Origin of the sequence: Aeromonas sp. 19NY04SH05-1, assembly GCF_040581895.1 — a bacterium.
GTDB lineage: Bacteria > Pseudomonadota > Gammaproteobacteria > Enterobacterales > Aeromonadaceae > Aeromonas > Aeromonas enteropelogenes.
This window is the reverse complement of the sequence record NZ_CP095328.1, coordinates 1,901,476-1,927,953: the sequence shown is the minus strand read 5'-3', so window position 1 is coordinate 1,927,953 and position 26,478 is coordinate 1,901,476. Positions and strand designations below refer to the sequence as shown.

Sequence of the window (26,478 nt, the reverse complement as noted above, 5' to 3'; positions counted from 1 at the left end):
AAATAACGCCAGGAATGGCGAAAAAACGGCCTAAATAGGCTAATTCGAGGTGTTTACGGGAGAACAATCGGCCCGGATCCGCGAAATTTTAATCAGCGAGCCAGCTTGGGAAGAAATGACCTGCTTATTCGCACTTTCCCTAGAGAAAATAATAGAATTAGGATTAACTGAAATGATATCAAGGAGCAAGGATTGAGAATACCTAGCGAGATTTTGTGGGACAACAAATAATAATCGCCCACGAAAAATCAATTCACGCAACTCAAACCTATTAATTTTAAACATTTCATAAAAATGCTCATTGGACTGCTCAAGCGGCAATGCGATAACCACCTGTTCATATAGCGTCAAATAGACCCTAATATTTAGACGAGAGAAAACTGATGCATCAACAAAACAGCGTGTTCCGATTTTATCAAAACCAGGCAATAAGTAACTCGCTGCCGAATCAGAATGATTCCCACTAAAAATAAAATGTCGATTCTCAAGCCAAAAGTCTTCATCTTCTTCATAGCATGCAAGTAATTCTTTTGGGAATTGCTTATGAATCAGTCCGCTAGCAGCCAATAATAAGTTGCCATTTTGATTTGGTTTATAGTGAACTTCGCCAGGGTAGTCCTTTATTCTATCATTGTGTATAAATACGTAATCATACCCTTGATAACCAAGAGACTCACATATCAACTGAATTTCTTCCTTGTCACTTTCTGTGAAATTACATTTTAAGGTAATCTGGAACTTGTTAGTCCCATACTTAAAGTCAACGTAGAATGGATGATATTTTTTAGGAATATGTAAATTCAGTTCATTAATTGTTTCGTGCATATTCATAGGATGACCATGAAGATGACTTTTCTCAATTGAATTTCGCAGCGCTATAGGCTTATAGCTATCTAAGATCTCCCCAACAATTTTTGCGGCTGGAATTCCAGCTGTTTTAAAATGATGATACTGCTGACTTAGCTCCTCTAGAAGCTCCTTGTTACTGTTTACTTCTAGTATCACAGCAAATAATAAATCACCATCTGTAAACAATCCCTTATGTGTATATTTATGAGTGTCAAACCTAAATCTCTCATAGTCATGACGGATCACATCCATTATTGGAAGACTATAAGGAAAGCTATCACTCATAATTAACCTCTACACATATCTATGGTAGCTAGAAAGAGCCCATACCACACAGGCATGGGCTCTCAGCATTAGATCAGGAAATCTTCCAGAGTCTTGCCAGCCGCAACAGCTTCTGCGATAGCCTTAGGCATGCGCCCCTGACCCGTCCAGGTCTTCTCCTGACCGTTTTCGGTGTACTTGTATTTTGCAGGACGAGGAGCGCGTTTGGCTTTGGTGGATCCCTCAGATTTCGCCGGAGCGGCAGTGCCAACCAGCTCACTCGGATCGATGCCAGCGTCTTTCAGCATCGCGGTAAACTCAGCCAATTTTTGCAGGCGCTCGGCAGATTCCTCTCTCAATTTGGTTTCTTGCTGCTCACGCTCAGCAAAAACCTCATCAAATTTTTCTTTAACTTCGACCAGTTGCTCAAATGACAACTCACGCAATGCAGCTCGCAGACTACGGATATTCAACAAGGTTTTCAAAAAATCGTTCATTTTTATCCTCATGTATCACATTTTTATATCAGTGAAATTATCTCTCAACCCCAGTATTAGCACCACTGTTTTTGGCACCAAGACGATTATAGAAATAGCATTATTCAAAAAGACGTGAGCGAAATCGCGTTTGGAGTCGCTTGGTGACCAAGCTCCAATCTTATATGAAACTATGTAGCCAAAAATTAAATCTAGGTGGTAGTGAGCGTTGAGACCACCTCACCAGATGAGCCGATGAATGATCTTGATCGGCTCACGAAATGAGCCGATAGGACAATATCATTGGCTCACAGAATGAGTCGATGATAAGAAATTTTAGATTTGCCCCTTGAGGATCCAGACACTTCGCCCCTCTTAACTTAAGAGGAAGTCTTGGATGACTAGGCCACTACACATCCATGTCTCCAGAAAGCAAAAAACCCCGCAACGAGGCAGGGTTTCAGCATTTTTTCAACTTCGCACTCAGGGTAGCGACTCTCCCTTGTTTCAACTTCGCACTTAGGGTAGCGAATCTCCCTGTGCCTTGATTCTATGAAAGGTGAAGCCGCTAGTCAACATTATTACTGGCATAACCAGCATTGAACTCTCATTTGTTATTTTTGGATGTCTTTGCACTCAAATTTTGGAGGTGTTTTCCAACCTGTAACGCGCCCGCTGCGTTTGTTGACCCTTCGGTATTCATTACCCAACAGGATTTCCCATTCAGAGCCGTTCTCCGATAGAACCTGAAAAGTAGTCCCCAGCTCAATGCCTAAACCTGGTTCAGTACAGACCAACTCGGTCATCAGCCCTCCTCAATGCAGGGGCATTTGGTTGTTAATTTTCCACTCAAAACGACAGTTTGGGGTAGGATAGCTCATGAGAGGTCGTGTTTGTACAATGAGGAGTGCTACATGATGCCCTATGCAACCTATCATCCTAGTAGTGACGCAGTTACTCCGAACCGTCTCCTAGAAGGTCTTGGTATTCCTCGTGACCCACTAGGAGCACATCTATGGATCGTGGCTGGCGTTGCTCCTGGCATCATTCATCGACTGGCTGAATTGATGAGTGCAGACATAGGTTTGATATGCCGCTTAGCAGGCATTAGCCGCCACACTGTTGCTCGCAAGCTGAGGATTGGGGCTCCCCTATCAATCTCTCAGGGTGCCAGGGTATACGGCGTTGTACAGGCCCTCAATGCGGCACTATCCCTCAACAAGAACGATACTGCCAAGGCGTTGTCATGGATAAACAGACCAGCCTGGGGCCTCGGTGGCGTGGCTCCAGCCACATTGCTGAATACACCGATGGGGGTTCAGGCTGTTGTGAATTTGGTGGGACGGATTCAGCATGGGGTGTGCAACTAAATCGAGGGTTCTGATAGGCGAATCCCCACAGAATGCTTCAAAAACAACCAATCTCATCATTTTTTGAAATTTATTTCATTTACCCCACTTGAAAAATTCGGAAAACTGTCCATTTACTAATTATGAGAGCTTCAATTAAATTTAAGCAGCTCACCATTATTCCGCTGCTACGCAGCGAAGATAAACCAGTTTTGTACACCCACGGCTATTATTTCATCAATAAACACTCATAATTGAAGGTCATAACAATCTAATAACGAATTCTATCGAAGGAGATACCCTTACAATAACTGGTTAAATTAGTGCCTAAGGCACTGAATAGTAAAACTTCAATTTATTTCTTGCATATATATCAATCATATGGGATTCACGCTACATGGTGTCATGAACAGTAGTTATTGATATGCACTCGTAAATTCGATTCTTACCATCGCGTTTAGCGTTGTAAACCTGAATGTCAGCTGCATTTATAAGCTCTTTTGCACTAATATCTTTTTTACTAAGGAAGGTGCGAACAAGTCTGTGATATGAGATCATAATGTTCATCCGGAGCCGCATTTCCGAGGGCCATCATGAGTCATCAACTCACCTTCGCCGACAGTGAATTCAGCAGTAAGCGCCGTCAGACCAGAAAAGAGATTTTCTTGTCCCGCATGGAGCAGATTCTGCCATGGCAAAACATGGTGGAAGTCATCGAGCCGTTTTACCCCAAGGCTGGTAATGGCCGGCGACCTTATCCGCTGGAAACCATGCTACGCATTCACTGCATGCAGCATTGGTACAACCTGAGCGATGGCGCGATGGAAGATGCTCTGTACGAAATCGCCTCCATGCGTCTGTTTGCCCGGTTATCCCTGGATAGCGCCTTGCCGGACCGCACCACCATCATGAATTTCCGCCACCTGCTGGAGCAGCATCAACTGGCCCGCCAATTGTTCAAGACCATCAATCGCTGGCTGGCCGAAGCAGGCGTCATGATGACTCAAGGCACCTTGGTCGATGCCACCATCATTGAGGCACCCAGCTCGACCAAGAACAAAGAGCAGCAACGCGATCCGGAGATGCATCAGACCAAGAAAGGCAATCAGTGGCACTTTGGCATGAAGGCCCACATTGGTGTCGATGCCAAGAGTGGCCTGACCCACAGCCTAGTCACCACCGCGGCCAACGAGCATGACCTCAATCAGCTGGGTAATCTGCTGCATGGAGAGGAGCAATTTGTCTCAGCCGATGCCGGCTACCAAGGGGCGCCACAGCGCGAGGAGCTGGCCGAGGTGGATGTGGACTGGCTGATCGCCGAGCGCCCCGGCAAGGTAAGAACCTTGAAACAGCATCCACGCAAGAACAAAACGGCCATCAACATCGAATACATGAAAGCCCGCATCCGGGCCAAAGTGGAGCACCCGTTTCGCATCATCAAGCGGCAGTTCGGCTTCGTGAAAGCCAGATACAAGGGGCTACAGAAAAACGATAACCAACTGGCGATGTTATTCACCCTGGCCAACCTGTTTCGGGTGGACCAGATGATACGTCAGTGGGAGAGATCTCACTAAAAACCGGAAATAACGCCAGGAATGGCGAAAAAACGGCCTAAATAGGCTAATTCGAGGTGTTTACGGGAGAACAATCGGCCCGGATCCGCGAAATTTTAATCAGCGAGCCAGCTTGGGAAGAAATGACCTGCTTATTCGCACTTTCCTTAGCTAATGAGAGGGATAGCGTTCCGTAAATGTAGTCATAATATGGTTCAGTCCAAACCATCTTGCCTTTATTTTTAACGGCAAGTTGATACCATGGCCTTATGCGTGGGTTAAAATTTGAGTCTGGTTGCCATTCAGGATGAACAAGCAATTGTCGATGCTCTGTGCCAACATAGATGTATTGTAGCCCAGCAGTTTCCTGATAACGCCGCCAGTCGTGTAAGTATTCAGATTGATGCGTGATCTTATTATTTATAAAGTCTTTATAATCAACCTTGCGATAGATAAGCTCAAACTGTGTTGTGAGGGTATCAAGATATGGCTTAATCAAAACATTATGAAGTTGATCATTCTTGGATACTAACTGTTGCTGTAAATCACGTTGCAGAGTGACGGTCATATGATAGTAATAAATGGCCCCGAGAATTAATATGGGGACGAAAAGCAGAACTAACCCAAGACGCATGCGGGAAATCAATGACCATGTTTTCCACTGGGTTTTATCACTCATTACACAGACATCCTGTCTGAAAAAATCTGATGGGCTAACCATACCAGAAAGCTTTAAATGAGCCCATCATTGTGATCACCCTCCTCGAACCTGAACGAGCCCCCTCAGGACGACTTGCTCGATAACTACTTACTACCGTTCATACAATCTGAACGTTAAGGTTTGTCTACGATGAAGACGATGGCCTGAGCTTTAAAGTCATAAGTGTCTGAATATATTATATTTTCAATGGTATGTGTCACACTGCATCAAATTTATAGTAACAATAGCCAAAGCCCCGAACACATCTACAGAGACACCTTCAGGCACAGTGTTCAGATCTAATCGCCTGGCCTCCCCAAACAACCTAGTGGTGTGCTGTTCGAGAATCTCATCCAGCTCTAAAGATGAGATGGATCTTCTCCAGCGAGGGTGAGCCTTAAAGTCCTCTATAACGCAGTGTTGCAAGCATAAATGTGGGACTTCGACCCACCCGCCTGAGTCAACGGAGGTATGTACCTTGGCTTGAAAAATGACTCTGACCATCGTGAAACATCCAGATGCAAAAACTGGGAGACTTGATGATATGAGGTTAGTTCATTAATGACAAACAAGTTAACTGCGGAATGGCTTTTTGCTAGGATGGTCGAATAAAACTAGGGGGATTCTAGGCGAGCTCTTGTTTGTCGAGCGAGCGACAACCACGCTACCAAGAGTGCAAACACTGCTCCTGTCATCAAAGATGAGATGGCTCGAAATCATAGGTCTACCTACTGTAATATACTGTCAGTACATCAGATCTACAGATGCACAGTATATGTTGGCAGCGTACAGTGCCCACACAACAAGGAGATGTTGATGCAAAGCCCTGTAGTACCGGATAACGAACCGCTTCGCTTAGACGCATTGCGCCGTTTAGCGATACTTGATAGCCCCGCAGAGGAGCGTTTTGACCGGATTACCAGGATGGCTCGCAACATGTTTGATGTGCCCATCGCATTGGTTTCATTGGTGGATGAAAACAGACAGTGGTTCAAGTCATGTTGTGGGTTGCCGGTATTGGAGACACCGCGAGACATTTCTTTTTGTGGTCATGCAATTCTCGGTGAAGAACTGTTTGTAGTTGAAGACGCGGCCCAAGATCCACGATTTTCTGACAACCCCTTAGTCACGGGGGAACCACACATTCGCTTCTATGCAGGCCATCCACTAGAAGTTGGGAACGGTTTGAAGCTGGGTACATTGTGCATCATAGACTCTAAACCCAGGGGTTTTAGCCCACGAGACCAAGCGCTGTTAGCTGATTTGGCATCCATGGTTGAGAGTGAGTTACAAGCCGTTCAGAGAGCAACCATAGATGAATTGACGGGGATAACTAACCGTAGAGGATTCATGCTGCTCGCCGAAAAAAGTTTGAAATATGCATTTCGTGTAAAACACCCAGCGGCCTTACTTTTTTTAGATCTAAATCACTTCAAACTAATTAACGATAAGTTTGGTCATGACATTGGCGATGACGCGTTGCGACATATGGCCGAGTTGTTATGCCGAGTATTCCGCGATGCTGATATATTCGCTCGCCTTGGTGGGGATGAATTCGTTGTCCTTTTACCTGGCACTGGTAGTGAACATTGTCAGAGAATTAAAGAGCGGCTGAATCATGCAATAGATGACTTCAATAGTCATAGTGGTAAGCCATACCAGTTGTCATGCTCCTTAGGAATTGTTATTTACGATGCTAGTATTCCACCTGATTTAGATCAACTACTCCGGCAAGCAGATGAGGAGATGTATGTATGCAAAGGGCAGCGTTCATAATAGGCATCGATTCATTCTATGTCGTTCGGCGTTGTAACTCTAGATACAGGGCGTGCGAGTAATCTTTAAAGTTAAATATGTAAATATTACAAAGCAATCCAGTAGTCATCATATATTTTTCATTTAAAAATGAAGAAAGTTTAATTTTGAGCTATATTGAGCGTATGATATGTCAATGTGAGATCTATATGTTTTCACAAAACCTTATAAAAAACATATTTTATATTTTTTTCATTATATTCTCGCTAGGTGTAAGTGCTGTTGAAAACACTATAGTTTTGGTGAGTTCAGATGACACCTTCAAATCAAGGTATGGATGTTGGCTTCATAATATTTACAGCGAGGCATTCTCCAGACTAGGATATAAACTAATTTATCGTGGCGTTCCTGGTGGACGAGCCCCAATTCTGGCTGAGAATGGAAGTGTCGATGGAGAGATACATCGACCATTAGAATATCAGCAACAAACAAAAAATATGATTAGAGTGAACGAGTCACATTTTTATGTGACTATCGAGGCATATGTATATGATAAAAAGTTAGAATTTAATTCTTGGGATGACTTAAACAAAGATGGTTTAAAGATTGAGTTTAGAAGAGGTTCTAAGCGCGCAGGAGAGGTTCTCTCAAAGTTGATTAAACCATCTTTACTTACTGATGTGAATACGACAGAACAGGGATTGAAAAAACTGATAAAAGGGCGTACAGATATATTTATTGAGCAAACCCTTGTATTTGATAAAAACAAAAAAGACCTACTTGAAAGCTCACCAGAATACGAAAAAGTACATTCGGCTGGCGTTGTAGATAAATTAGAAGGCTATGCCTATCTTAATAATAGGCATTTTACGCTAGCACAAAGATTAGCCTCTACGCTAAACATGATGAAAGTGGAAAATAAGATTGAACAGTTGAAAGATAAATATTGCTACCATGATTAACTAGAAATATTTTTTGCCGCGCATTGTAATATCATCCTCCATGGTCTCCCCTTAGCCGCAAGGCTTCCATTGAGGCCGCTCATGATGTGATGCTGGCTTGGTCTCCTGTCGAGTTGAATCCCATGCGAGAAGCTAATGTGTTAACGATCACACTACAACTAAAATCCGTCATATGTAATGCTACATTCCATTCTGTTGCATCTCAAAGAATGCCATACTATTTGCGTTTAAAACCGATATGAAAAAAGGAAGCAAGGATGCAACCTCTTCATGAAACCTCAGATCCCGACTTTCTACGCCTAGATGCGTTACGCCGTCTTCAAGCACTTGATTCCCCTACAGAGGAACGTTTCATTCGTATAACAAGGATGGCTCGTAATATTTTTGACGTGCCTATTGCCCTAATATCCTTTGAAGATAATGAGCATGGATGGGCTAAACCTTGTTATGGTCTAAACATGCATGAACCACTTCCGAATATCTCCTTTTGTAAAAAAGGGTTTCTCACAAAGAGCATGCTTGTTATAGAGGATACAACTCAAGATCCCCTATATGCTGAGAATCCGATGGTTATTGGGGAGCCATATATTCGCTTCTATGCTGGACACTCATTAGTCATAACGAATGGACTGCACATTGGTTCCTTGTGCGGTGATGCATCCGATCGGTTGAGTTGATATGATGAACTCTTTTGAGACCGACAGCTTCATGGCATCCATCCCCGTTCACTGTCCTCGTTGCAACTCTGACCACGTATATCGCCATGGTAAGACCCCTGCTGGCCATGTTCGCTATCGTTGCCCCGTCTGTCCGCACGTGTTTCAGCTCACCTACACCTATGAAGCCCGCAAGCCTGGCGTCAAAGACAAGATTGTTGATATGGCGTTCAACGGCTCAGGTGTTCGTGATACTGCTCGCGTCCTCAAGATTGGCATCAACACCGTCATACGCACCCTAAAAAACTCGCCCCAAGGCAAGTAACCTCCGAAAAGGTGGTGCTCTATGACGTGGCGCTTATCTGTGAACTTGATGAACAGTGGGCCTATGTTGGCAACAAACAGCATCGACATTGGCTTTGGTATGCTTTTGATACCAAGAGAAAACGAGTCGTGGCATATACCTTTGGCCCACGCAACGATGAGACATGCCGTCGGTTGCTGAGCCTGCTTTCTCCGTTCCAGATAGGCTTTATCACCAGTGATGACTGGGGAAGCTATGCCAGAGAGGTGCCGAGCGAGATGCATCTGACCGGGAAGATATTCACCCAGCGTATCGAGCGTAACAACCTGACGCTCAGAACTCGCATCAAGCGATTGGCTCGCAAGACCATCTGCTTCTCTCGTTCCGTTGAGCTCCACGAGAAAGTGATTGGTGCCTTTATAGAAAGACACCATTTCAACTGATTGGAGTCATTACCCAAGCAGAATCCCCTACAGCACGTTGAATGGGCTCTGGAATTGATACCAAAGGAAGGGCGCACGAAAGTAGCGTAAACAAGACACCGATTTTAGGTCGGTGTCTTGTGATAATTAGAACCTCACAAGTCATTTCTGCTTATAGTCTAAATCTTGACTGTCCAGAATTGCTTCCAACGCCTCTGCTAATCCTGGATCTGAAAGTACTGTTCCTGCTGGAATCGGCCGCTTAGCTATCAGACACCCATCATTGTTGAAAGACAAACTCGGGTTAGATTGATTGAGCAGGTTTGAGATAACTTCCCGATTCAACTCACTCAATATTGTTGCTACCAAATTAGTAGTCCCTATCTCCATAGATACAACTGGTAATTTCTCGATGTTTCTCAATGCGTCATTTTGAGCCTTTAGCGAACGGACTTGGCCAATGAATATCATCATTTTATGCTGAAGAACTGGATCACTAATTTTTGCTAAATCTTGTTCATCAATTTGGATTACTCCATTATCAATTGTCTCAGTAATCTTAACCTTCTTCGCCGCCAGAACCTCTATCCAAGCATCGATTAAAATGGGATAAGGATTTTGGCCATTACGTTTGTTGTAAATAGTTCTAGTCGAGATCTTATACCCTTGTGTTCCTAATATTTTTACTACAGATGCGGCAGAAGGCGTTGAACCCTGTTTTACCAGCTTTGCACAAACCTCATGGATATTCGCAAGCATTTTCCTTTGGTCTGCTTTTCTATTTTTTGATAATTCCTGATACAAATCCTCTACTTGGCTAATTGTTACGGGTGTCATTGATCATTTTCCTTGTGCAAAATCTGACTAGATAACTGTAGTCTTGCCATTTCACGCGGCATACTAGGGGTAAAGCCAAGCTCTTCTAGGGTCACACTACCTGATTGCAATGCTACTATCTCCTCTCCTGTGGCTCTAGTTACAAGCAGTTTTGCCAGGCTATCTGCGACTCTCCGTTTTTCATCTATTGTCAGCGGTAGCATCATGAGCGGCTTATATCCGTTGTTTAGAAGGATAATATTCATCACCTCATCACGTTCTCGCTCATAGTTTTCATCACGGTCATTGATATAAATTCTGCTAGCCTGAACAACGAGATCTAGTGTTTTGAAATTGCTAGGTGACTCAGCATATTCTATATCGAAGTGGCTTTGTGAGTGCACAACAAGATCAATCCCCCCTTCAGGACTTCCATCTGGTATCTGACGAATTTTACTGATGAGATTATGAGTCGCATGAAGCGAACGGATCAGAGTATCTGTTTCATTACTAAGGCGCTCAATTATTGAGTGTAATTTGTTAATATCAGTCCTCAATTTTGCATCAGGCTTTTCTCCAGCCTTCACGGCGGTTCTCAAATTAACCTGAAGTTTATTCACATTTTCGGTGGCATCTTGAGTTGCCTTTATCTTTTTCTCTATCTCAAGTAGTAATTTGTTTCCGTGTACTATCAACTCCATTTTCCAAGGAGAACCGGTAATGAAATGACGGCAATTAATACAGTCTTTATCTGAAACCGCTCCATAAGTATTAGTTTTCCCATTTTTACGAATAACTTCTCCACCATCGTAACACCTCGTACCACCGTATGGGCAAATTCCTAGATGGGTTGCATTCCAAATACCGACAATGGCAGTACAATTTCTGCTTAATGCGATTGCAGCATCTTCACTATTGTATGCTGCATATTTTTTCACCTCATCCCACGAAGAACTCTTAATCCACCGAGCAAAGTCTTCCTGTTCCCTTAGCAGGATATTGTGACTGGCCTCATTCAGTATTTCTGTGACGTGAGCTACCGAATGTTTTATGTAATAGAGGGTCATGGTCAAGCTTTTGTGCCCAGCAACAAGCTTACTAAGCACATCAATTGGAACCCCTTGTTCTGCCAGTGAGGTTAGTCCCGCAACCCTTAATCCGTGAGGTGTAAAGAATACTAATTGGGGTTGTCCAACCTCATTCCAATTAAGAACAAGTTGGATATCCAGTCCCTCTTCATTAAGCTGTTTTTCCAGTTCAGCCATTGCCAGATTCCAATACTGAACTAGAGAACGCTCAGTTGGAGGGACCATGCTAGTTGCAGCACTTCGTTTCGAGTTTATGCCCGAACGGAAAAGATAAAAACGGTCAGGAATACTATCTGCGATAGCCTGATTGGCTGTTTGAGGAAATACAGAATCTGGAATTTCTCTGGCAGAGACAGGATTGTAACACGGATTATACTTTTCCTGCCATGCTCTTAACTCTGTTGCCAGACGGATTATTTCGGGATGCTTCCAAGGAATTTCATAACCAGAGAATTCACTAAACCCCACATCTTTGTCTGCTGTTTTATTGGAGTTTATGTAAAGAACCAGATTCTGGTCACTTTCTTCAAATGAGCGAGATTCTCTCAGTAAACCACGGTCATAAACTCTAGCTTTAGGATCGTTTTTCCAAAAATTAGCGGTACTTGATTTATTTGCAATCCATTTATTTAACTCTGGTGAGAATTGCTTAGTATCGCCCTCTCCAGAATCACACCGTAGCAACTGGATACGCCGAACTGGAATTTCTAACATCATCAGGTAGATATATGTAACTGAAGGTAACCAGAGAGGCTCACCTAGTTCGTTTGTTAAATGGTCACTATATTCACTACTTAATGTTTTTGGCCATGCATAATCTTCTCCTGAGAGCAAATCCCTTAACCTCATTCTAAGCCATAATGGCATAACCTCCTTGGTAGAAGATCCTGGCACATCCAAATCACTTTTATGCGAATTAAAAAAAGATTTAAGTGCTTGCGGACGAACTAATGGGTATGCGGCAGAAAATTTATCACCATTTTCTTCGGTGTCAGATAAATAGGTTTCGATAAACCAGTTGGAAAAGTTCGTGTTGTATCTTACAAAATCGCAGAGAGCGGCCTCACTGGAAAATAACTTTTCATGAAACTTTGCTTCCGACCATGCTATGAAATCTACGGGTGGTTGTGAGCTAAAGAACTCTTCTGGCGATGGTATTTGGGTGCCAAAATAGACATCTTCCAAGAAGATACGAAATCGATGAAATGCAGTATGATAAGTTTTTAGCGTAAAGTTACGAGTTGATTCTATATAGTGGTTCCAACGCTCAACCCATGAAACAAGATGCTCAGGCGGCTTAGCCAGAAGATCCTCGCCTTTGTTGACTTTATCTGAGCGTTTTACGTGAATCGCCTTAGAGAAGTTATACCCTTCTACCATTAAAGTTAGTAGTTGAGCTACCCCCTTTAAACCTGCTTTATCATGAATGCTTAGATCATTAATATACCGGTCCCCGTCGGCGGTTCTTATAGGAGCTAAAAACTCCTCCCAGTCCTCCATAGTGACGTCATTAAGGTATTCCCTTTCCATCAGAAAAAGAAGTTCACTCGCAGCAGTGATAATATTATTGACGAGAGTGGCTCTTGCTTGCTCACTTTTTGGGCTATTAGCAACCCCATGAGAGGCTATATCCTTTTCAAGCCTATCTACTATTGACTTTGGGACAAGTAGCCTTCTTAAATTTTTGGGCATGTACGACTGCCCATATCTAGCGTAAAAAAATTCAGACGTTACCATCCATTTACACGTTTTGTAGTTTTTTATCAAACGCTCAAACGCATTTTCAACCTCTCTTGAAACCTTGGATGCAGCAAAAGGAGAAATGATCATCACAGATAGGGTTATTTCATCATTTTGTTCAATTGCGTTGCCATTTCTTACACTGATACCGCGCAATTTCATTTGACCATTCCTATATTGTTTAGTTGTGAGCTAAGTGTGTAACTGGCCAAGATCTTCTGAACCTTATCTGGTGGTAGTTTTTTGTATACTTCTTGAGCATCAATGGTTCGATGGTGCATTACATCCTTAATTATCTGGGGCTCAACTCCAGCTTCGGCCATTACATGTCCAACGTGGTGCCGTAACGCATGCGGATTGAGTCCATAATCTCGACCACGCGGCAACTTCCGCCCAAGTTTTTTCTCCAACCGCCCTAGAGCCCTCTCAAAAGATTTATCGAATGCAGCCATTGAGTAAGGAGCACCTCGATAGCTGATGCCTGCCCCACGATCTTCACCATTAGATACAAATAAAAATGGATGTTCTGTTCCGTGATTAGCCTTGTAACTCTTCATTAGTGAAGGACGATAGCGGTTCATGTAGAGCAAATACATTTCCCAAAACAGGAACGAGTACGACTCATGTATGAAATAAACAGGCGCTGACAGCGTTTTTTTATCTACGGCCAGAGATTTCCAAGTAGCATGGTGACTTCTGCTAGCACCACTCCGATTTCTAGGTAACATTTTCCTCTGAGCTAGGTACTGCTCTCTGGTTTGTTTGTTGCCTCTAAAACCTGTTTGTGAGCCTGAGGGATGAAATAAGGTTACTGCGCACCCTCTAGCAGGTTCAGGCACGACATCATTAAACCAGAGATGAAATGGTTCCCCTTTTCTAAGCCCACCGCCTGCAAGCAATATAGTGATCATTTTGGCCGTTATGTCCTCTCGTTCAAATGGATCAGTTGCATGAGGATCACGAATAAAGCCATGTGTTATTAGCTGAGGAATTAGCTCTGAAGGGAAGTTGTTGACAGTTCGAATGTTACCTATCGACTCTCGTGGATCATTACCCAATTCCATACCAAAAAACTTCCTCGCCTTATCCAACCCTTCCGCCAGCATGTTGACGTCCTTGGTGTGATATAGCATGGATTTACTGGCTATTATTTTACTAGCCGTCAGCAGCCTCCTTAGGCTAGGTGGGACTTCTTCTAAATACCGAAGGAAAACCGGATCCTCTTTCCTGCTGGTTTCATCTTTCCAAGCGATAAACCTAGTTATGCTAGAGCACATCTTTTTTTGCACAGAAACCGAACCAGGGGCCCAATAAAGACCTGTCTTGTCTTGATAGGTCTCGGGATCAATAGTGCCATGGCAAAGGGACAGCGAGAACCGCCGGAAAAGCTCTTGTCTTGATAGACCTAAATCGGCGACAGCAACGGAGAAATCATATAGCAGGCCCAGCGCTCTAGACGTTTGTCTGGCCCACGACAAGCTAGTATTTGGGCGAGCTTTGAAGTACTCAACAAGAGGCCAGAAAACAGACAGCCCGTTTGGAGTAATCAAGTATAACATTGGTAGCTTCATGGTTGAGACATCAGCCAACTTCTGGATGATCACAACATGAGACCTACCTATTGGAGAATTCTCACCCAACCTCAAAGCAACACTCCTTTAACATGACGTTCCATGTGTTAACTTAATGGTAAGATCTAATAGGGGGTTGGTCAAATCAATAAGCTATAAAATTTTGTTGATTTATGCGACTTATCAGCCTATCATCCGCACCATAAAGCGCTTAGTAGTAACTTGTGGTAACCTAAGTAAAGGGGTTAGAAGAGCAACGGCCTTCTAAGCCGTGGGTCGCAGGTTCGAATCCTGCAGGGCGCGCCATTGATTGCCTCTTTTATCAGATAAATGGAAATCAATGACAGTTTTAGTGGTGGCTGTAGCTCAGTTGGTAGAGTCCCGGATTGTGATTCCGGTTGTCGTGGGTTCGAGCCCCATCAGCCACCCCATTATCTCTCTGCACTCGCAATTCATAGCGAGCAGAACGCTCTCCAGAGTGAAACAAAAAAACCGGCTTATGCCGGTTTTTTTGTTTTTGCCCTTCTGCAAAATCAAAGGACTAAGCCCGTTCTTTGCTCTATGCATTCCACCTCATAAAGACACAAAATCATCAATACTCTGAATCTTGTTTCGTTTTTGCTTATAACTCAGAATAATTTGTTGTTTATGTTTTATTACGAAAAACGGTAACCTCTCCCATTCTCACCCACTTCCTATTACCGGACTCGCTATCCCGTCGCTAACTACACTACTGCAGCCCATGAACCTGCACTGATGTTCCTGCGGTTCGCAGCATCACGCAATCAAGGCCAGGCATTCAAGTCTCATTGCTATGCCCAACCGCACTGGTTGTCCTTGACCTTGCCAATCAGGATAGAGCGAGGAGCAAACCATAGACGGACTTCGAGCAACTTGTCTTGCCAACCATAATCACACCTGAATATCTGTGCCAGTTTCTGGCGACCACGGAGTAACACAATGAAATTCAAGACCATGAGCGTGCACAGCGGCCAGCGAATCGATCCCCAGACTGGCGCCCTCACCCCCCCCCTCTACCAGAGCAGCACCTTCAGCTACTTCAACGCCCAGGCGGGCAAGGAGCGCTTTGCCGGCCAGGCTCCCGGGTTCATTTACAGCCGCTTTGGCAACCCCACGACCGCCGAGCTGGAGCAGAAGCTGGCAGCGCTGGAAGGAGCCGATGAGGCACTGGTGGTGGCCAGTGGCATGGCGGCGGTGAGCGCCATCATGTATGCCCTGGCCGATTGCGGCGATGAAGTGGCCTATATTGGTCCTCTCTACGGTGGCACAGATGCGTTCCTCAAACAGACCTTCAGCCGCGCTGGCATCAAGGTCACCGCCTACGAGAGCGATCAGGATCTGCTGGCCAACATCCGCCCCGCCACCAAGGTCGTGTTGTTCGAAACCCTGACCAACCCCACCCTCAAGGTGGTGGACCCGCGAGTGGTGGTCAAGGCGGCCCGCAAGGTGGGCGCCATCAGTGTGTGTGACAACACCTTCCTCACCCCCTATCTACTGCGCCCACTGGAGCTCGGTGTCGATCTGGTGATGCACAGCGGTACCAAGTACCTGGGCGGCCACGGCGACATCATCGCCGGTGTGGTGGCCGGATCCCACGCGCTGATGAAATCCATCCGCACTGTGGCACTCAAACATATCGGCTCCCCCATCGGCCCACAGGAGGCCTACCTGCTGCAACGGGGAGTCAAGACCTTGCCGCTGCGCATGGATGCCCACCTGCACAATGCGCAAAGAGTCGCCGAATTTCTGGCCGCTCACCCGGCAGTGAAGAAGGTGATCTACCCGGGGCTGGCCAGCCATCCGGGCCACCCTGCCCTTAGCACCTTCGCCAGCGGCTTTGGTGGCATGGTGAGCATAGAGCTGGAAGGAGGGTTTGAGCGCTGCGCCGCCCTGCTCGACAACTTGCAACTATTCGTGCAGGCGGTGAGCCTCGGCGATCTCGAGAGCCTGGCCTGCCATCCGGCCAGCACTACCCATGCCGCCATGGACGAGGCGAGCCGCCTCGCCGCCGGGGTGAATGACGATCTCATTCGTTTCAGCATAGGGGTGGAGGATGCGGACGATCTCATCGCCGATCTGGCGGCGGCGCTCGCCCTCCTTTAACTCTTTTACCTAACACAAAAACGGCGGCCATCATGGCCGCCGTTTTCACAACGCGATCAGGCGATGTCTGACATTACTCTTCCCACACGATGGGGCGTGAAGGCCACTGCTCGCCGATATCGGCATATTTTTGCTCCAGCAGGTGGCGGCGGATCTTCATGGTGGGAGTGAGCACGCCGTTCTCGATATTCCAGGGTGTCTTCACCACCAGGATGCCACGCAACTTGGCATGAGCCTCCAGCTGATCGTTGACCCGGTTGCGGGCCGCCTCCAGCTGGGCCTCGACCGCTCCCCTGTCTCCCTTCATGGCGCTTTCGGCGAGCTGCACCAGGGCGATGGGTTGCGGCATGCCATAACCAATCACGCACAGCTGCTCTATGATGGACTCCTGCCCAAGCAACCCTTCGATGGGGACAGGCGCCACATACTTGCCCTTGGCGGTCTTGAACACATCCTTCATCCGCCCCGTGATGGTGAGATACCCCTCCCTGTCCAGCTTGCCCATGTCGCCGGTATGGAGCCAGCCATCCGCATCGATGGCCTCGGCGCTGTGCTCGGGATCCTTGTAGTAGCCCAGCATCATGCCTTCGCAGCGACAGAGGATCTCCCCTTCATCGGAGATCTTGATGGTCACGCCAAGCCCCGCCTTGCCGACGGTACCGATCTTGTCGGCCCGAAACGGGTAGTTGATGGTGGAGTAGGCATGGTTTTCGGTCATGCCCCAGGCTTCGGTGACATTCAGACCGATGCTCAGGTACCACTCAAGCAGGGCCGGTGACACAGGCGCCGAGCCACAGCCCAGCACCCGCGCCTGATCCAGTCCCAGCCCCTTTTGCAGCTTGCTCTTGATGAGGCTGGAAACAAGTGGGATTTTAAGCAGCAGCTCCAGTTTCTTCTGGGGCAGTTTCTCGAGGATCTTGATCCGGAACATGGCCCACAGGCGCGGCACCGAGATGAACACGGTGGGACGGCAGCGCTTGACGTCATCGATGAAAGTATCGAGGGATTCGGGGAAAGCGATGGTGGCACCGCCAAACAGGCTGCCACCATAGATGTAGACCCGCTCTGTGATGTGAGCGAGGGGCAAATAGGAGAAGCCGCGATCGGCCTGGGTCAGACCGACCGTTTCCACCAGCTTCTCGCAGGACCAGGCGTAACGCTCGACGCTCAGCATGGCCCCTTTCGGCTTGCCGGTGCTGCCAGAGGTGTAGACCAGGCTCAGCAAGGAGTCCGGCGCCTGCACCGGGTTGTCTGGAATGGGCTCGTGCGCCTCCAGCAGGTCGTCCCACTGGTGGCTGGCCGGCATGGTGTCATAGGGAAAGGCGATACGCAGCAGATCGGCGGGGACGCCGGCCTCCTGACTCTTCCAGTCATCCAGCTTGCCGACGAAGATGGCCTTGGCTTCGCTGTGGCGCAGCACATATTCGATGGTATCGACGTTGGCGGTGGGATAGATGGGCACACTCACATACTGCCCCATCTGCATGGCGAGATCGGCGATGAACCACTGGGCGCAGTTCTTGGAGAGCAGCGCCACCTTGTCACCGGCAACCAGCCCCAGATGACGCAGGGCCGTCACCATGCGCCGCGCCTCTTCCGCCACTTCACCCCAGGTGAAGTCGACATATTCGCGGTTGATGGTTTGTCGCAGATAAATCCGATCAGGACACTGCCGCTCCCAGTGATAGAGCATCTCGAGCGGCAGTTTCTTGGCAATATGTGATGTGGAAGCCATAGTTTAATCCCTGAAACAAAAGGCGATACTTATTATTAACCTTTTGATAACTATCAGGGAAGCAGAAACTCATACTTCCGTTTGAAATGTGTTTTTGATCAAGCTTCCGCTTGTTGCTGCAGGCGTTTCCACATGGTCTGCACCAGCTCTTCATCCTGCTCGGAGAGCTCCCCCTGCAAGATGGCCTCGTTAAGGCTGCGCAGCACATAGCTCTTGACATCGCGCACCAGGGTCTTGCCTTCCAGCTCGGCCCGGGCCACCGCCAGCGAGATATGCCCCCGCAAGTATCCTCCGGCAAACAGCTCATCATCTGTCGCGGTGGCAACCATGTCGTCGATCAGTCCCAACAACTTGTGCTCAAAATCGTGAATCGTCATGTAACGCAGCCTCATTTCCGGGGTTGCCGGCAAAATAATTCGGGGGTATGGAACCGCAATCCGGTTGATTGCGGCTCTCTGGCGCCAAGCCAGCGGCTTCCTTGACGTCCTATTCCGGGTTGGCCACCGGGTAGATGACCTGATCCTTGTATCCCGTGGTGATCCGCAGATAACCACTCAACGCCCGGTTCAGTTCGGGATCATCGGTATCCACCAGCAGCGGTCGGCCCTCAAGCGCGGCCAACTTGCTCTTGGTCGCCAGCACCTGGATATTTTCCAGCCCGACACACCGAATCACCTCTGGACTCAATTGCTGATTTCCGCGCCCGAACAGATGTCCTTGACCGCCTATCAGGGTAATGATCAGACGGCAGTGACGGCCGTGGATCCGGGTCAGGATCTCGGCGGCGGACAGATCCTGCCCGATAAGCCGGCCATTTTCCACCAGATCCACACCGAGCAAGGTATTTTCCAGGCCAAGCTCCGCCATGCAGGCGGCCACCGTGCTGCCGGACCCCATCAGGTAGAGAATATCGGGTTCCATTTGCTCCACAAAGCCGGCGGCCAGATCCGCCAGCACCAGCTCTTCGGACTCCTTGCCCCCCTGCTTGACCGCTTGTACGTAACGCAGATCGCCTGGCACCAGCAACTGGCCATAGTGACGGGCACGCACCTTGCCCGCTCGAAACGCCTCTTCATCTATGTCCATCACCTCGGCATCGATGAGGCTGAGCAGCTCCCCTGCGATCATCCGTGCCGCTACCCTGCCCGTCGCGGCAGGGGTCACCCCGTAGACCCCCGAGTGGATCTTGCAGCCCGCCGGAATGCCGAGCACATGGCACGACTCCCCCACCGCCGCACAGATATCCCGCGCCGTGCCATCGCCGCCGGCAAACAGCAACAGATCGACCCCGGCGTCGCGCATCCGCTCGGCTGCCTGGCGGGTGTCGGTGGCACTGGTGGCCTCCCCTTCGGGGTGGTAGACAATCCGGCAGAGCAAACCAAGAGAACGGGCCAGCGCCTCCCCCATCTCGCCGGCGACCGTCAGCAACTCGAACCGCTCAGCCAGCTCGCACAGCGGCAATAGGGCCTGCCGTGCCCGCTCCTGAGCCCTGGGCACGGCGCCGCGAGCAAGCGCCTCTTCCACCACGCCATCACTGCCCTTGAGACCGACCGCCCCGCCAATGCCGGCAACCGGATTAATGATGAGTCCTAATCGAAACATGCGTCCCTCCCTTGCGATGGCGACCATTCTTATCTTTTCGCCACACTGGGACAAGCGGTCTCCCCCTGTTAAAATGTTCCGTTTCGTTTTTCCCTATCAAGGTGCAATTATGTTGGAATGGGTTCTTGACCCCTCAGCCTGGGTCGCTCTCGCTACTCTTACCCTGCTCGAAATCGTACTTGGCATTGACAATATCATCTTCATCTCCATCCTGGTCGGCCGCCTGCCCGAAGCCCAGCGCCAGAAGGCGCGCATTCTGGGACTGGCGCTCGCCATGGGCACCCGCATCCTGCTGCTGCTCTCCCTGGCCTGGGTGATGCGCCTCACCAGCCCGCTCTTCACCGTGCTGGGCGAGGCCATCTCGGGGCGCGATCTGATCCTGTTACTGGGGGGCCTGTTTCTCATCGGCAAGAGCGCCCACGAGATCCACGCCACTCTGGAGGGCGCGGCCGAGCCTGAGAGCACGACGGCCGTCGCCTCCGGCTTTGTCAGCACCCTGCTCCAGATCGCCATCCTCGATATCGTGTTCAGCCTGGATTCCGTCATCACAGCAGTCGGCATGGCGGATCACGTGCCCGTCATGGTGCTGGCCATCATGATCGCCGTCTTCATCATGATGTTCGCCGCCAAGGCCATCGGCGATTTTGTCGACAGCCACCCCACCATCAAGATGCTGGCGCTCTCCTTCCTCACCCTGGTGGGCTTCGCCCTGATGGCGGAAGGACTTGATGTGCACATTCCGAAGGGGTACATCTACTTCGCCATGGCCTTCTCGCTGGTGGTGGAGATGATCAACATTCGCCTGCGCAGCCACACGACTGCCAGCGGGCAGAAATAGCCATCACGATCGCAGGATCAAAAAGAGCGCCTCCCGGGGCGCTCTTTTGCTATGTACACGACATGTCTGGCTGGCTCTTGCCTTATTCGTTGGCAATCACGATAGCCACCCGACGATTGTCTGCCCGTCCGGCCGAGGTGCGATTGTCGGCTACCGGGGCCGTATCACCACGCCCGCGGACCTCGAGGTTGGCCGGCTTCATGCCCACCGAGACCAGCACATCCGCCACCGACTGGGCCCGTTTCACCGAGAGCTGCTGGTTATAGGCGGCGTCACCCGTGTTGTCGGTATGACCGTCTATCCTGGCCTTGTCGAGGCCCACCTTCAGCAGGGAGTTGCCCAGCGTTTCCACCGCCTGGCGGGTCTGTGGCGTAAGATTCCCGACGTTGTTGGCAAACAACACCCGGTTGGCAAAATCCAGCGTCCAGCCTTCATCGGTCAGATGAAAACCTTGCTCCTTCAATACCATCACTTGTTCTTCGGTCAATCCCCTGGGCGGACTCTGACAGCCAGCCAGCAGGGAAAACAGCAGGCCAAGCACGGCGGCCTTGAGGGAGAGGGACATCTTCATGGTTACGACTCCTTAACGACTTCCATTCACGCCGTCCTGGCGGCATCAACCTCCTCTCGACGGGCGCGTTTTGCCAGATACATGGCACTGTCAGCCAACGCACAAAGCTCGCTGGCACTTGTCCCGGGCTGATGGATGGCAAACCCTATGCTGATCCCGGCGACCAGCTGCTGCTCATCCCGCAATACCACAGGATCCTTCATCGCCTGCTGAATACGAGTGATCACCTCTTCCACATCCATAGCCTGATGGGCGGGACTCAACAGTATGGCGAATTCGTCTCCCCCAAGGCGGCACACCAGATCCTGCGGCCGCAGCTGGTGCTGCACACGCTTGGCCAAGGTCACCAGCACATCATCGCCGGCGTTGTGTCCGAGGGAATCATTGATCTGCTTGAAGCGATCACAATCAAGGTAAAGCAGTGCAAAGGAGCTACCCTCCAGCTCCACCTCTATGATGGCCTGCTCCAGACGAGCCTCGAACAGTGCCCGATTGGGCAGCCCCGTCAAGGCATCGTGGGTCGCCTGATGCAACAAGCTGGCATTCTCGCGAGCCTGATGCTGCTGCCAGGCCTGCAACTCGTCGAGCAGGGAGTTGAAATCCTCCCCCAACTCGTTGAGCTCAACGATGGCAGCGGGGCTGGCGCGCATCCCAAGGGTGCGCTGGCGGCGCACCGAGTGGGCAACCTGCGCCAGATCCCGCAGCGGCCCGATGATCGACACCTGCATTCGTCCTGCCACATAGAGCGCCCCCATGGCGCTGAGCAGCAGGCAGACCAGCATCACCAGCAACACCGCCAGCAAAAACAGCAACAACGATTGTCCGTGTCCCTTGACCCGCACTTCGGCGATCACTTCCTTGCCCCGCATCATGGACTCCCGGGCAGGCCCCGGCAGTATCCGTTCGGCCAGGTAGTTCTCCAGCCCCGCCAGGGGGGTACTCGTGGCTCGACGCCAGTTTGCCAGCAGGGTGCCATCGGGCAGATAGATCTGCGCTTCGGCAACCTCTTCACGCTCGGCGATGGTTCTGAGCGCCTCGTTGGCCGCCTCCTCATCCCGGAACACCACGGCCGCCTCTGCGGTATAGCTGATGGCTCGGGCCACCAGCTCCAGATTGTGCTCCGCATGGAACCGCATGGCCAGCAAGGCGATCAGGGTGAGGAAGATCCCCACTACGCAGGCCGAGGTGAAGGCGGCCATCAGGTGGGTACGTCTGAGGTTTTGGTGCAGGGTCAGTCGTTGATCACGGGAGCCTGGCCAGGCCGTCATGGAGCCTCCCTATTCGCCTTGGCAAGCTTGAGGACGGCAGGATGGACCCGCACACCGCTCAGGGCCAGCGCATCCAGGTTGACGTCGAAGCGAACCCGCTCGCTCGCGGGATCCGGCTGCAAACAGAAGACCGCACTGGCACTGCACTCGGCGTTCTGTTCACTGATGCTGAGCACGGCCCGGCCTTTCAGGCGGGAAAAGAGGTCGAGCCGGGTCGTCTCATCCACCACTCCCAGATAGAGGACATCACAGTGATCGCGGATGGCAGGATCCGTCACCCCGTAACGATTGACGCTTACCGCTCTCCCATTGCTCTGACCCGTGATGGAGAAGAGGGCGCCGGCATATTCGGTCGGCGCCACCACACACAGACGCAGCACCTCGGGCTCCACCGGCCAGCGGGTGTAGCTCATGATATCGAGCACCAGCTCCTTGACGGCACTCGCCCGCACTTCGGCAGCCGTCTTCGCCGCGGCGATGGTCCCCGAAGGAAACACCAGCCCCAGTACCAGCAACAGGAGTGACAGGCGGACAACAACGCCGGGGGAAGGAAATAACATCAGGATAAAACCGCCTCTCTCTATCACCGCCATCGTGCGGTTTCGGTACATGAACTGGAGAGAGTAAGGGGCCCGGCAACCCCTTGACAAGTCCGGATCCGGTCCCGATGGTCAGGTCGTACAAATAAAAACGGAGCCCATATTTCAATGGACTCCGTTGGATGCAAGGAGCGGGAGGAGATTACTTCTTGCCGATCCCGTATTCCCGCAACTTGTTGGCGATGGCGGTATGCGACACACCCAGCCGTTTGGCGAGCTGGCGGGTCGACGGGAAGGCCGGATAGAGCCGTGCCAGCAACTGGCTCTCGAAGCGCTTCACCGCATCGTCGAGATCCCCCTCGAACCACTCGTCGATGAGCGGCATGGCCTCGGCGGCCACCGGCAGATCGATCTGCTCGGGACCCAGCTCATCCCCTTCCAGCAAGGTCATGGCCCGATAAAGACAGTTGCGCAGCTGGCGCACGTTGCCGGGCCAGCGATAGGCGGTCAGGTAATCGGCCATGTTGCGGGTAAAGCGCGGACGCGGGCGCTGCAACTCGCTGGCAAAGCGGGAGACAAACTGCTGTGCCAGCGCCATGATGTCCGCCTTGCGCTCGCGCAGGGGAGGCAGACCCAGACTCAGTACGTTGAGGCGATAGTAGAGATCTTCCCGAAACTTACCCTCATGCACCAGATCCAGCAGTTGCTTTTGGGTGGTGCAGATGAAGCGCACATTGACCTTCACCTCCTGCTCGTCGCCCACCCGGCGAAATACCCCGTCCTGCAGCACCCGCAGGAACTTGGTCTGCAGATGGGGAGACATGTCGCCGATCTCGTCCAGCATCAGGGTGCCGCCGCTCGCCAGCTCCAGCACGCCGCGCTTGCCCTCGGTGTTGTTGCCAAAGGCGCCGGGGGCATAGCCAAACAGCTCGCTCTCGGCCACGTTGTCCGGCATGGCGGCGCAGTTGAGAGCCATGAAGGGGTGGCTGGAGCGCAGGCTGGCGCCGTGACAGGCGCGGGCCAACAATTCTTTGCCGGTGCCGGTCTCGCCGACAATGAGCAGCGGGGCATCCTGCATCGCCAGCTTGCGGGCCTGGGCCAGTACCTCTTTCATCTTGGGGCTTTCGGCCTGCAGATGCTCAAAGCCCCCCACTTCCACCGCATGGAGCGCGCTGAAATGCATGCCGACCCGACGGGCGGACTTGAGCACCACCACGGCGCCGGCCAGGGCCTGTTTACCTTTCTCCTCGGCCACGAACAGCGGCATCAGATCCGCCAGATACTCCTCACCATGGATGGTGAGTTTGCAGGTCTGGGGCTTGATCTCGCTCGCCTCCAGCCAGCGACCGAAGGAGAAGCCCTTGACCAGGGAGCCCAGCGCCACGCCGCGCACCTCCTCCACCGGCAGGCCGAGGGTGGTGAGCGCCGACTGGTTGGCCTGGGTCACCTTGCCCTTGCTGTCGAGGGAGAAGACCAGATCCGGCAGCGCCTTGAGCAGCGCCTCGATTTCGTGGTGTTCCCGTTCGGAGGGCATGTAGGGGATGGTCTTGACGTCATAGACGCCGGGAATGCGGCGGATCTCCGGCATCAGGTGCTGGAAATCGCGAAACTCCAGCTCGGGAAAGTTGAGATAGATGATGCCTGAGGTATCGATTTCGATGCCGCGCAGATCGATATTGTGCTCCACCAGGCGGTCGAGCAGTTCCCGGGTCAGGCCCAGGCGGTCTTCACAGCTGACTTCAAGACGCATTCGGGACACACTTCCTAGCTAACTCTATGAATGACGGGATAATACAGACTCGCCCCCCCCAGTGCGAGCGCCAGCCCATAAAAATGCGGGCCTACCCCGCTTTCGCCGGGCAGGCCCAGGTCAACCCATGACGCTTATTTGAGCAGCTGATCGGTGCGCGCCGCCATGATGAAATCGTTGCGGTGCAACCCCCCAATCTTGTGGGTCCACCAACTCACGGTCACCATATCGCCCACTCGATGAGTGGTGGCGTCTTCACTTCAGCAGCTCATCCGTGCGTGCCGCCATGATGAAGTCGTTACGGTGCAACCCGCCGATCTTGTGGGTCCACCAGCTGACAGTGACCTTGCCCCACTCGGTCAGGATGGCCGGATGATGAAACTCCACCTCTGCCAGCTCGCCGAGCCGGTTGGTGAAGGCCAGCGCCTCCTTGAAGTTGCGAAAGACGAATTCGCGCCTCAGCTGCAGCGCCCCCTCCACGACCAGCGGCTGCCAGTCGGGGATGAGATGCATCAGCTCGGCCAGCTCCTGATCGCTGACTTTGGGGGCATCGGCGCGGCACGCTTCACACTGCTGGCTTGCCAGTTCGGACATGGGACTCTCCTTGTTGCTCTCTTGATGGGGATCACGAAAAACGGGTGACGTTCAGCTCGCCTGCTTGCCCGCGGCGGGGGCAAAGCGTGGCGGGCGCAAGCCAAGGCGTTTGGCCTCGGCCAGCGCGGCCAAGATCTCCTCCCCGGTCAGCCGGTAGAGGGTATTGAGGCTTGGCAGCACAAAATAGGTGGGCTGCATGATATCGATGCGATAAGGAGTGCGCAGTACCTCGAGCAGGTCGAAGGGTTGCAACAGCGGCTGGCCCGAGAGGGCATAGGCGGTCTCGCCGATGGAAGAGAGAATGCCGCCGCCGTAGATCCTAAGCCCCGCCGGGCTTTCGATCAGGCCAAACTCCACAGTGAACCAGTAAAGGCGCGCCAGAAAGACCCGCTCCTCCTTGCTTGCCTTCTGCCCCAGCTGGCCATAGAGATGAGTGAAGTGAGCAAAGGCGGGATTGGTCAGCATGGCGCAATGACCAAAGATCTCGTGAAAGATATCCGGCTCCTGCAGGTAATCGAGCTCGTCCCGATGGCGAATGAAGGTCGCCACCGGAAACTGGCGATTGGCCAGCAGGGCGAAGAAGCGATCGAACGAGATGAGGGCAGGTACCGCGGCCACCGACCAGCCGGTGGCCTCTTGCAACACGGCGTTAATCTCTGCCAACTGGGGGATGCGATCCCGGGGCAGGCCGAGGCGGGCCAGCCCCGCCAGGTACTCATCGCACGCCCTCCCCTCCAACGCCCCGAGTTGGCGGTCGATCAGGATCTGCCAGGTGCCATGATCTTCATCCGGGTAGTGAATGACGCCCCGGGCATCCGGCTGATATGCGGTGTAAAGCGTTGTCATAGCGGTTCCATCCCTCGGCCCGGCGCGGGCTCCCTGACACTCTCTGGATCACTGTAACGTTTCGCCTCGCAAAAAAGCAGCCGACCCTCGGGTCGGCTGGCGGCAA

24 protein-coding genes, 1 tRNA gene and 1 pseudogene are annotated in these 26,478 nt (G+C 50.9%); 9 read left to right on the top strand and 17 right to left on the bottom strand.

Going from position 1 to position 26,478, the window contains the following annotated elements; all coding sequences use genetic code 11:
• Positions 1-39: 39 nt before the first annotated feature.
• The 3 genes from MRK42_RS08980 to MRK42_RS08970 all read right to left on the bottom strand — a co-directional run bounded on the left by MRK42_RS08980 (position 40) and on the right by MRK42_RS08970 (position 2,395).
• Complete coding sequence (locus MRK42_RS08980) at positions 40-1,134, bottom strand: hypothetical protein (protein ID WP_354689018.1); 1,095 nt, start codon at positions 1,132-1,134, stop codon at positions 40-42.
• Between the two features lie 68 nt (positions 1,135-1,202).
• A complete protein-coding gene (locus tag MRK42_RS08975; protein ID WP_227340946.1) occupies positions 1,203-1,610 on the bottom strand; it encodes an H-NS family nucleoid-associated regulatory protein in 408 nt (135 codons plus the stop codon).
• A gap of 593 nt (positions 1,611-2,203) precedes the next feature.
• On the bottom strand, positions 2,204-2,395 hold the full coding sequence (locus MRK42_RS08970) for a hypothetical protein (RefSeq protein WP_033113929.1): 192 nt from the start codon (positions 2,393-2,395) through the stop codon (positions 2,204-2,206).
• 12 nt (positions 2,396-2,407) lie between these two features.
• Between MRK42_RS08970 and MRK42_RS08965 the strand changes: the two genes are divergently transcribed.
• A complete protein-coding gene (locus MRK42_RS08965) occupies positions 2,408-2,959 on the top strand; it encodes an antitoxin Xre/MbcA/ParS toxin-binding domain-containing protein (RefSeq protein WP_201976755.1) in 552 nt (183 codons plus the stop codon).
• Between the two features lie 572 nt (positions 2,960-3,531).
• A complete protein-coding gene (locus tag MRK42_RS08960; RefSeq protein WP_279458731.1) occupies positions 3,532-4,512 on the top strand; it encodes an IS5-like element IS5 family transposase in 981 nt (326 codons plus the stop codon).
• 46 nt (positions 4,513-4,558) lie between these two features.
• On the opposite strand, the gene MRK42_RS08955 is transcribed toward MRK42_RS08960, so the two are convergent.
• Entirely contained in the window at positions 4,559-5,170 is a 612-nt protein-coding gene (locus MRK42_RS08955) for a hypothetical protein (RefSeq protein ID WP_354689017.1), read from the bottom strand.
• Positions 5,171-6,007: 837 nt separating this feature from the next.
• Here MRK42_RS08955 and MRK42_RS08950 point away from each other — a divergent pair.
• The 4 genes from MRK42_RS08950 to MRK42_RS08935 all read left to right on the top strand — a co-directional run bounded on the left by MRK42_RS08950 (position 6,008) and on the right by MRK42_RS08935 (position 9,311).
• Positions 6,008-6,967, top strand: coding sequence for a sensor domain-containing diguanylate cyclase (locus MRK42_RS08950; protein WP_245131223.1), 960 nt, complete (start codon positions 6,008-6,010; stop codon positions 6,965-6,967).
• A gap of 188 nt (positions 6,968-7,155) precedes the next feature.
• Positions 7,156-7,908, top strand: a complete 753-nt coding sequence (locus MRK42_RS08945; RefSeq protein ID WP_107683372.1) for a hypothetical protein — start codon at positions 7,156-7,158, stop codon at positions 7,906-7,908.
• A gap of 257 nt (positions 7,909-8,165) precedes the next feature.
• A complete protein-coding gene (locus MRK42_RS08940; protein WP_354689016.1) occupies positions 8,166-8,585 on the top strand; it encodes a GAF domain-containing protein in 420 nt (139 codons plus the stop codon).
• A gap of 31 nt (positions 8,586-8,616) precedes the next feature.
• Positions 8,617-9,311, top strand: a protein-coding gene (locus tag MRK42_RS08935) for an IS1 family transposase (protein ID WP_354689049.1) whose coding sequence is annotated in 2 segments (ribosomal slippage) — positions 8,617-8,863 and positions 8,863-9,311 — 696 coding nt in all. Because the reading frame shifts where the segments join, the coding sequence is not laid out codon by codon here.
• Positions 9,312-9,452: 141 nt separating this feature from the next.
• On the opposite strand, the gene gmtX is transcribed toward MRK42_RS08935, so the two are convergent.
• From gmtX to MRK42_RS08920, 3 genes are read right to left on the bottom strand one after another with little or no spacing between them, the layout of a single operon-like run.
• Complete coding sequence (gene gmtX / locus MRK42_RS08930) at positions 9,453-10,127, bottom strand: gamma-mobile-trio protein GmtX (protein ID WP_076575968.1); 675 nt, start codon at positions 10,125-10,127, stop codon at positions 9,453-9,455.
• Positions 10,124-13,096 carry a VPA1269 family protein gene (locus MRK42_RS08925; protein WP_182927755.1) on the bottom strand — a complete coding sequence of 991 codons (2,973 nt, stop codon included), beginning with the start codon at positions 13,094-13,096 and terminating at the stop codon, positions 10,124-10,126. The genes gmtX and MRK42_RS08925 overlap by 4 nt, the downstream gene beginning before the upstream one ends.
• Positions 13,093-14,493, bottom strand: a complete 1,401-nt coding sequence (locus tag MRK42_RS08920; protein WP_164091218.1) for a tyrosine-type recombinase/integrase — start codon at positions 14,491-14,493, stop codon at positions 13,093-13,095. Before MRK42_RS08920 ends, MRK42_RS08925 begins: the two co-directional genes overlap by 4 nt.
• 367 nt (positions 14,494-14,860) lie before the next feature.
• Here MRK42_RS08920 and MRK42_RS08915 point away from each other — a divergent pair.
• Positions 14,861-14,936 (top strand) — tRNA-His (locus MRK42_RS08915).
• 529 nt (positions 14,937-15,465) lie between these two features.
• Positions 15,466-16,629: an aminotransferase class I/II-fold pyridoxal phosphate-dependent enzyme gene (locus MRK42_RS08910; RefSeq protein ID WP_338612212.1), complete on the top strand. Its 1,164-nt coding sequence runs from the start codon at positions 15,466-15,468 to the stop codon at positions 16,627-16,629.
• A gap of 73 nt (positions 16,630-16,702) precedes the next feature.
• Here the strand turns inward: MRK42_RS08910 and MRK42_RS08905 are convergent, their stop codons facing one another.
• From MRK42_RS08905 to MRK42_RS08895, 3 genes are all read right to left on the bottom strand, one after another.
• Positions 16,703-18,364, bottom strand: coding sequence for an AMP-binding protein (locus MRK42_RS08905; RefSeq protein WP_338612211.1), 1,662 nt, complete (start codon positions 18,362-18,364; stop codon positions 16,703-16,705).
• A gap of 98 nt (positions 18,365-18,462) precedes the next feature.
• A complete protein-coding gene (locus MRK42_RS08900) occupies positions 18,463-18,741 on the bottom strand; it encodes a YfcL family protein (protein WP_042029226.1) in 279 nt (92 codons plus the stop codon).
• 109 nt (positions 18,742-18,850) lie between these two features.
• Positions 18,851-19,966 carry an ATP-NAD kinase family protein gene (locus tag MRK42_RS08895; RefSeq protein WP_338612210.1) on the bottom strand — a complete coding sequence of 372 codons (1,116 nt, stop codon included), beginning with the start codon at positions 19,964-19,966 and terminating at the stop codon, positions 18,851-18,853.
• Positions 19,967-20,075: 109 nt separating this feature from the next.
• On the opposite strand from MRK42_RS08895, the gene MRK42_RS08890 reads away from it, so the two are divergent.
• Positions 20,076-20,804: a TerC family protein gene (locus MRK42_RS08890; protein WP_225632097.1), complete on the top strand. Its 729-nt coding sequence runs from the start codon at positions 20,076-20,078 to the stop codon at positions 20,802-20,804.
• 82 nt (positions 20,805-20,886) lie between these two features.
• On the opposite strand, the gene MRK42_RS08885 is transcribed toward MRK42_RS08890, so the two are convergent.
• The 7 genes and pseudogenes from MRK42_RS08885 to phhA all read right to left on the bottom strand — a co-directional run bounded on the left by MRK42_RS08885 (position 20,887) and on the right by phhA (position 26,372).
• Positions 20,887-21,375 carry an OmpA family protein gene (locus MRK42_RS08885; protein ID WP_223377362.1) on the bottom strand — a complete coding sequence of 163 codons (489 nt, stop codon included), beginning with the start codon at positions 21,373-21,375 and terminating at the stop codon, positions 20,887-20,889.
• Between the two features lie 26 nt (positions 21,376-21,401).
• Complete coding sequence (locus MRK42_RS08880; RefSeq protein ID WP_338612209.1) at positions 21,402-22,643, bottom strand: diguanylate cyclase; 1,242 nt, start codon at positions 22,641-22,643, stop codon at positions 21,402-21,404.
• A complete protein-coding gene (locus MRK42_RS08875) occupies positions 22,640-23,209 on the bottom strand; it encodes a YfiR family protein (protein ID WP_338612461.1) in 570 nt (189 codons plus the stop codon). Before MRK42_RS08875 ends, MRK42_RS08880 begins: the two co-directional genes overlap by 4 nt.
• A 175-nt stretch (positions 23,210-23,384) precedes the next feature.
• On the bottom strand, positions 23,385-24,932 hold the full coding sequence (gene tyrR, locus MRK42_RS08870; protein ID WP_042029231.1) for a transcriptional regulator TyrR: 1,548 nt from the start codon (positions 24,930-24,932) through the stop codon (positions 23,385-23,387).
• 134 nt (positions 24,933-25,066) lie between these two features.
• A pseudogene (locus tag MRK42_RS08865) lies at positions 25,067-25,156 on the bottom strand (4a-hydroxytetrahydrobiopterin dehydratase); the annotation flags it as partial.
• Positions 25,157-25,187: 31 nt separating this feature from the next.
• Positions 25,188-25,526, bottom strand: a complete 339-nt coding sequence (locus MRK42_RS08860; RefSeq protein ID WP_338612208.1) for a 4a-hydroxytetrahydrobiopterin dehydratase — start codon at positions 25,524-25,526, stop codon at positions 25,188-25,190.
• 51 nt (positions 25,527-25,577) lie between these two features.
• The gene (gene phhA / locus MRK42_RS08855) at positions 25,578-26,372 is read right to left on the bottom strand and encodes a phenylalanine 4-monooxygenase (protein ID WP_338612207.1); all 795 of its coding nucleotides are present in this window, start codon (positions 26,370-26,372) and stop codon (positions 25,578-25,580) included.
• Positions 26,373-26,478 lie beyond the last annotated feature (106 nt).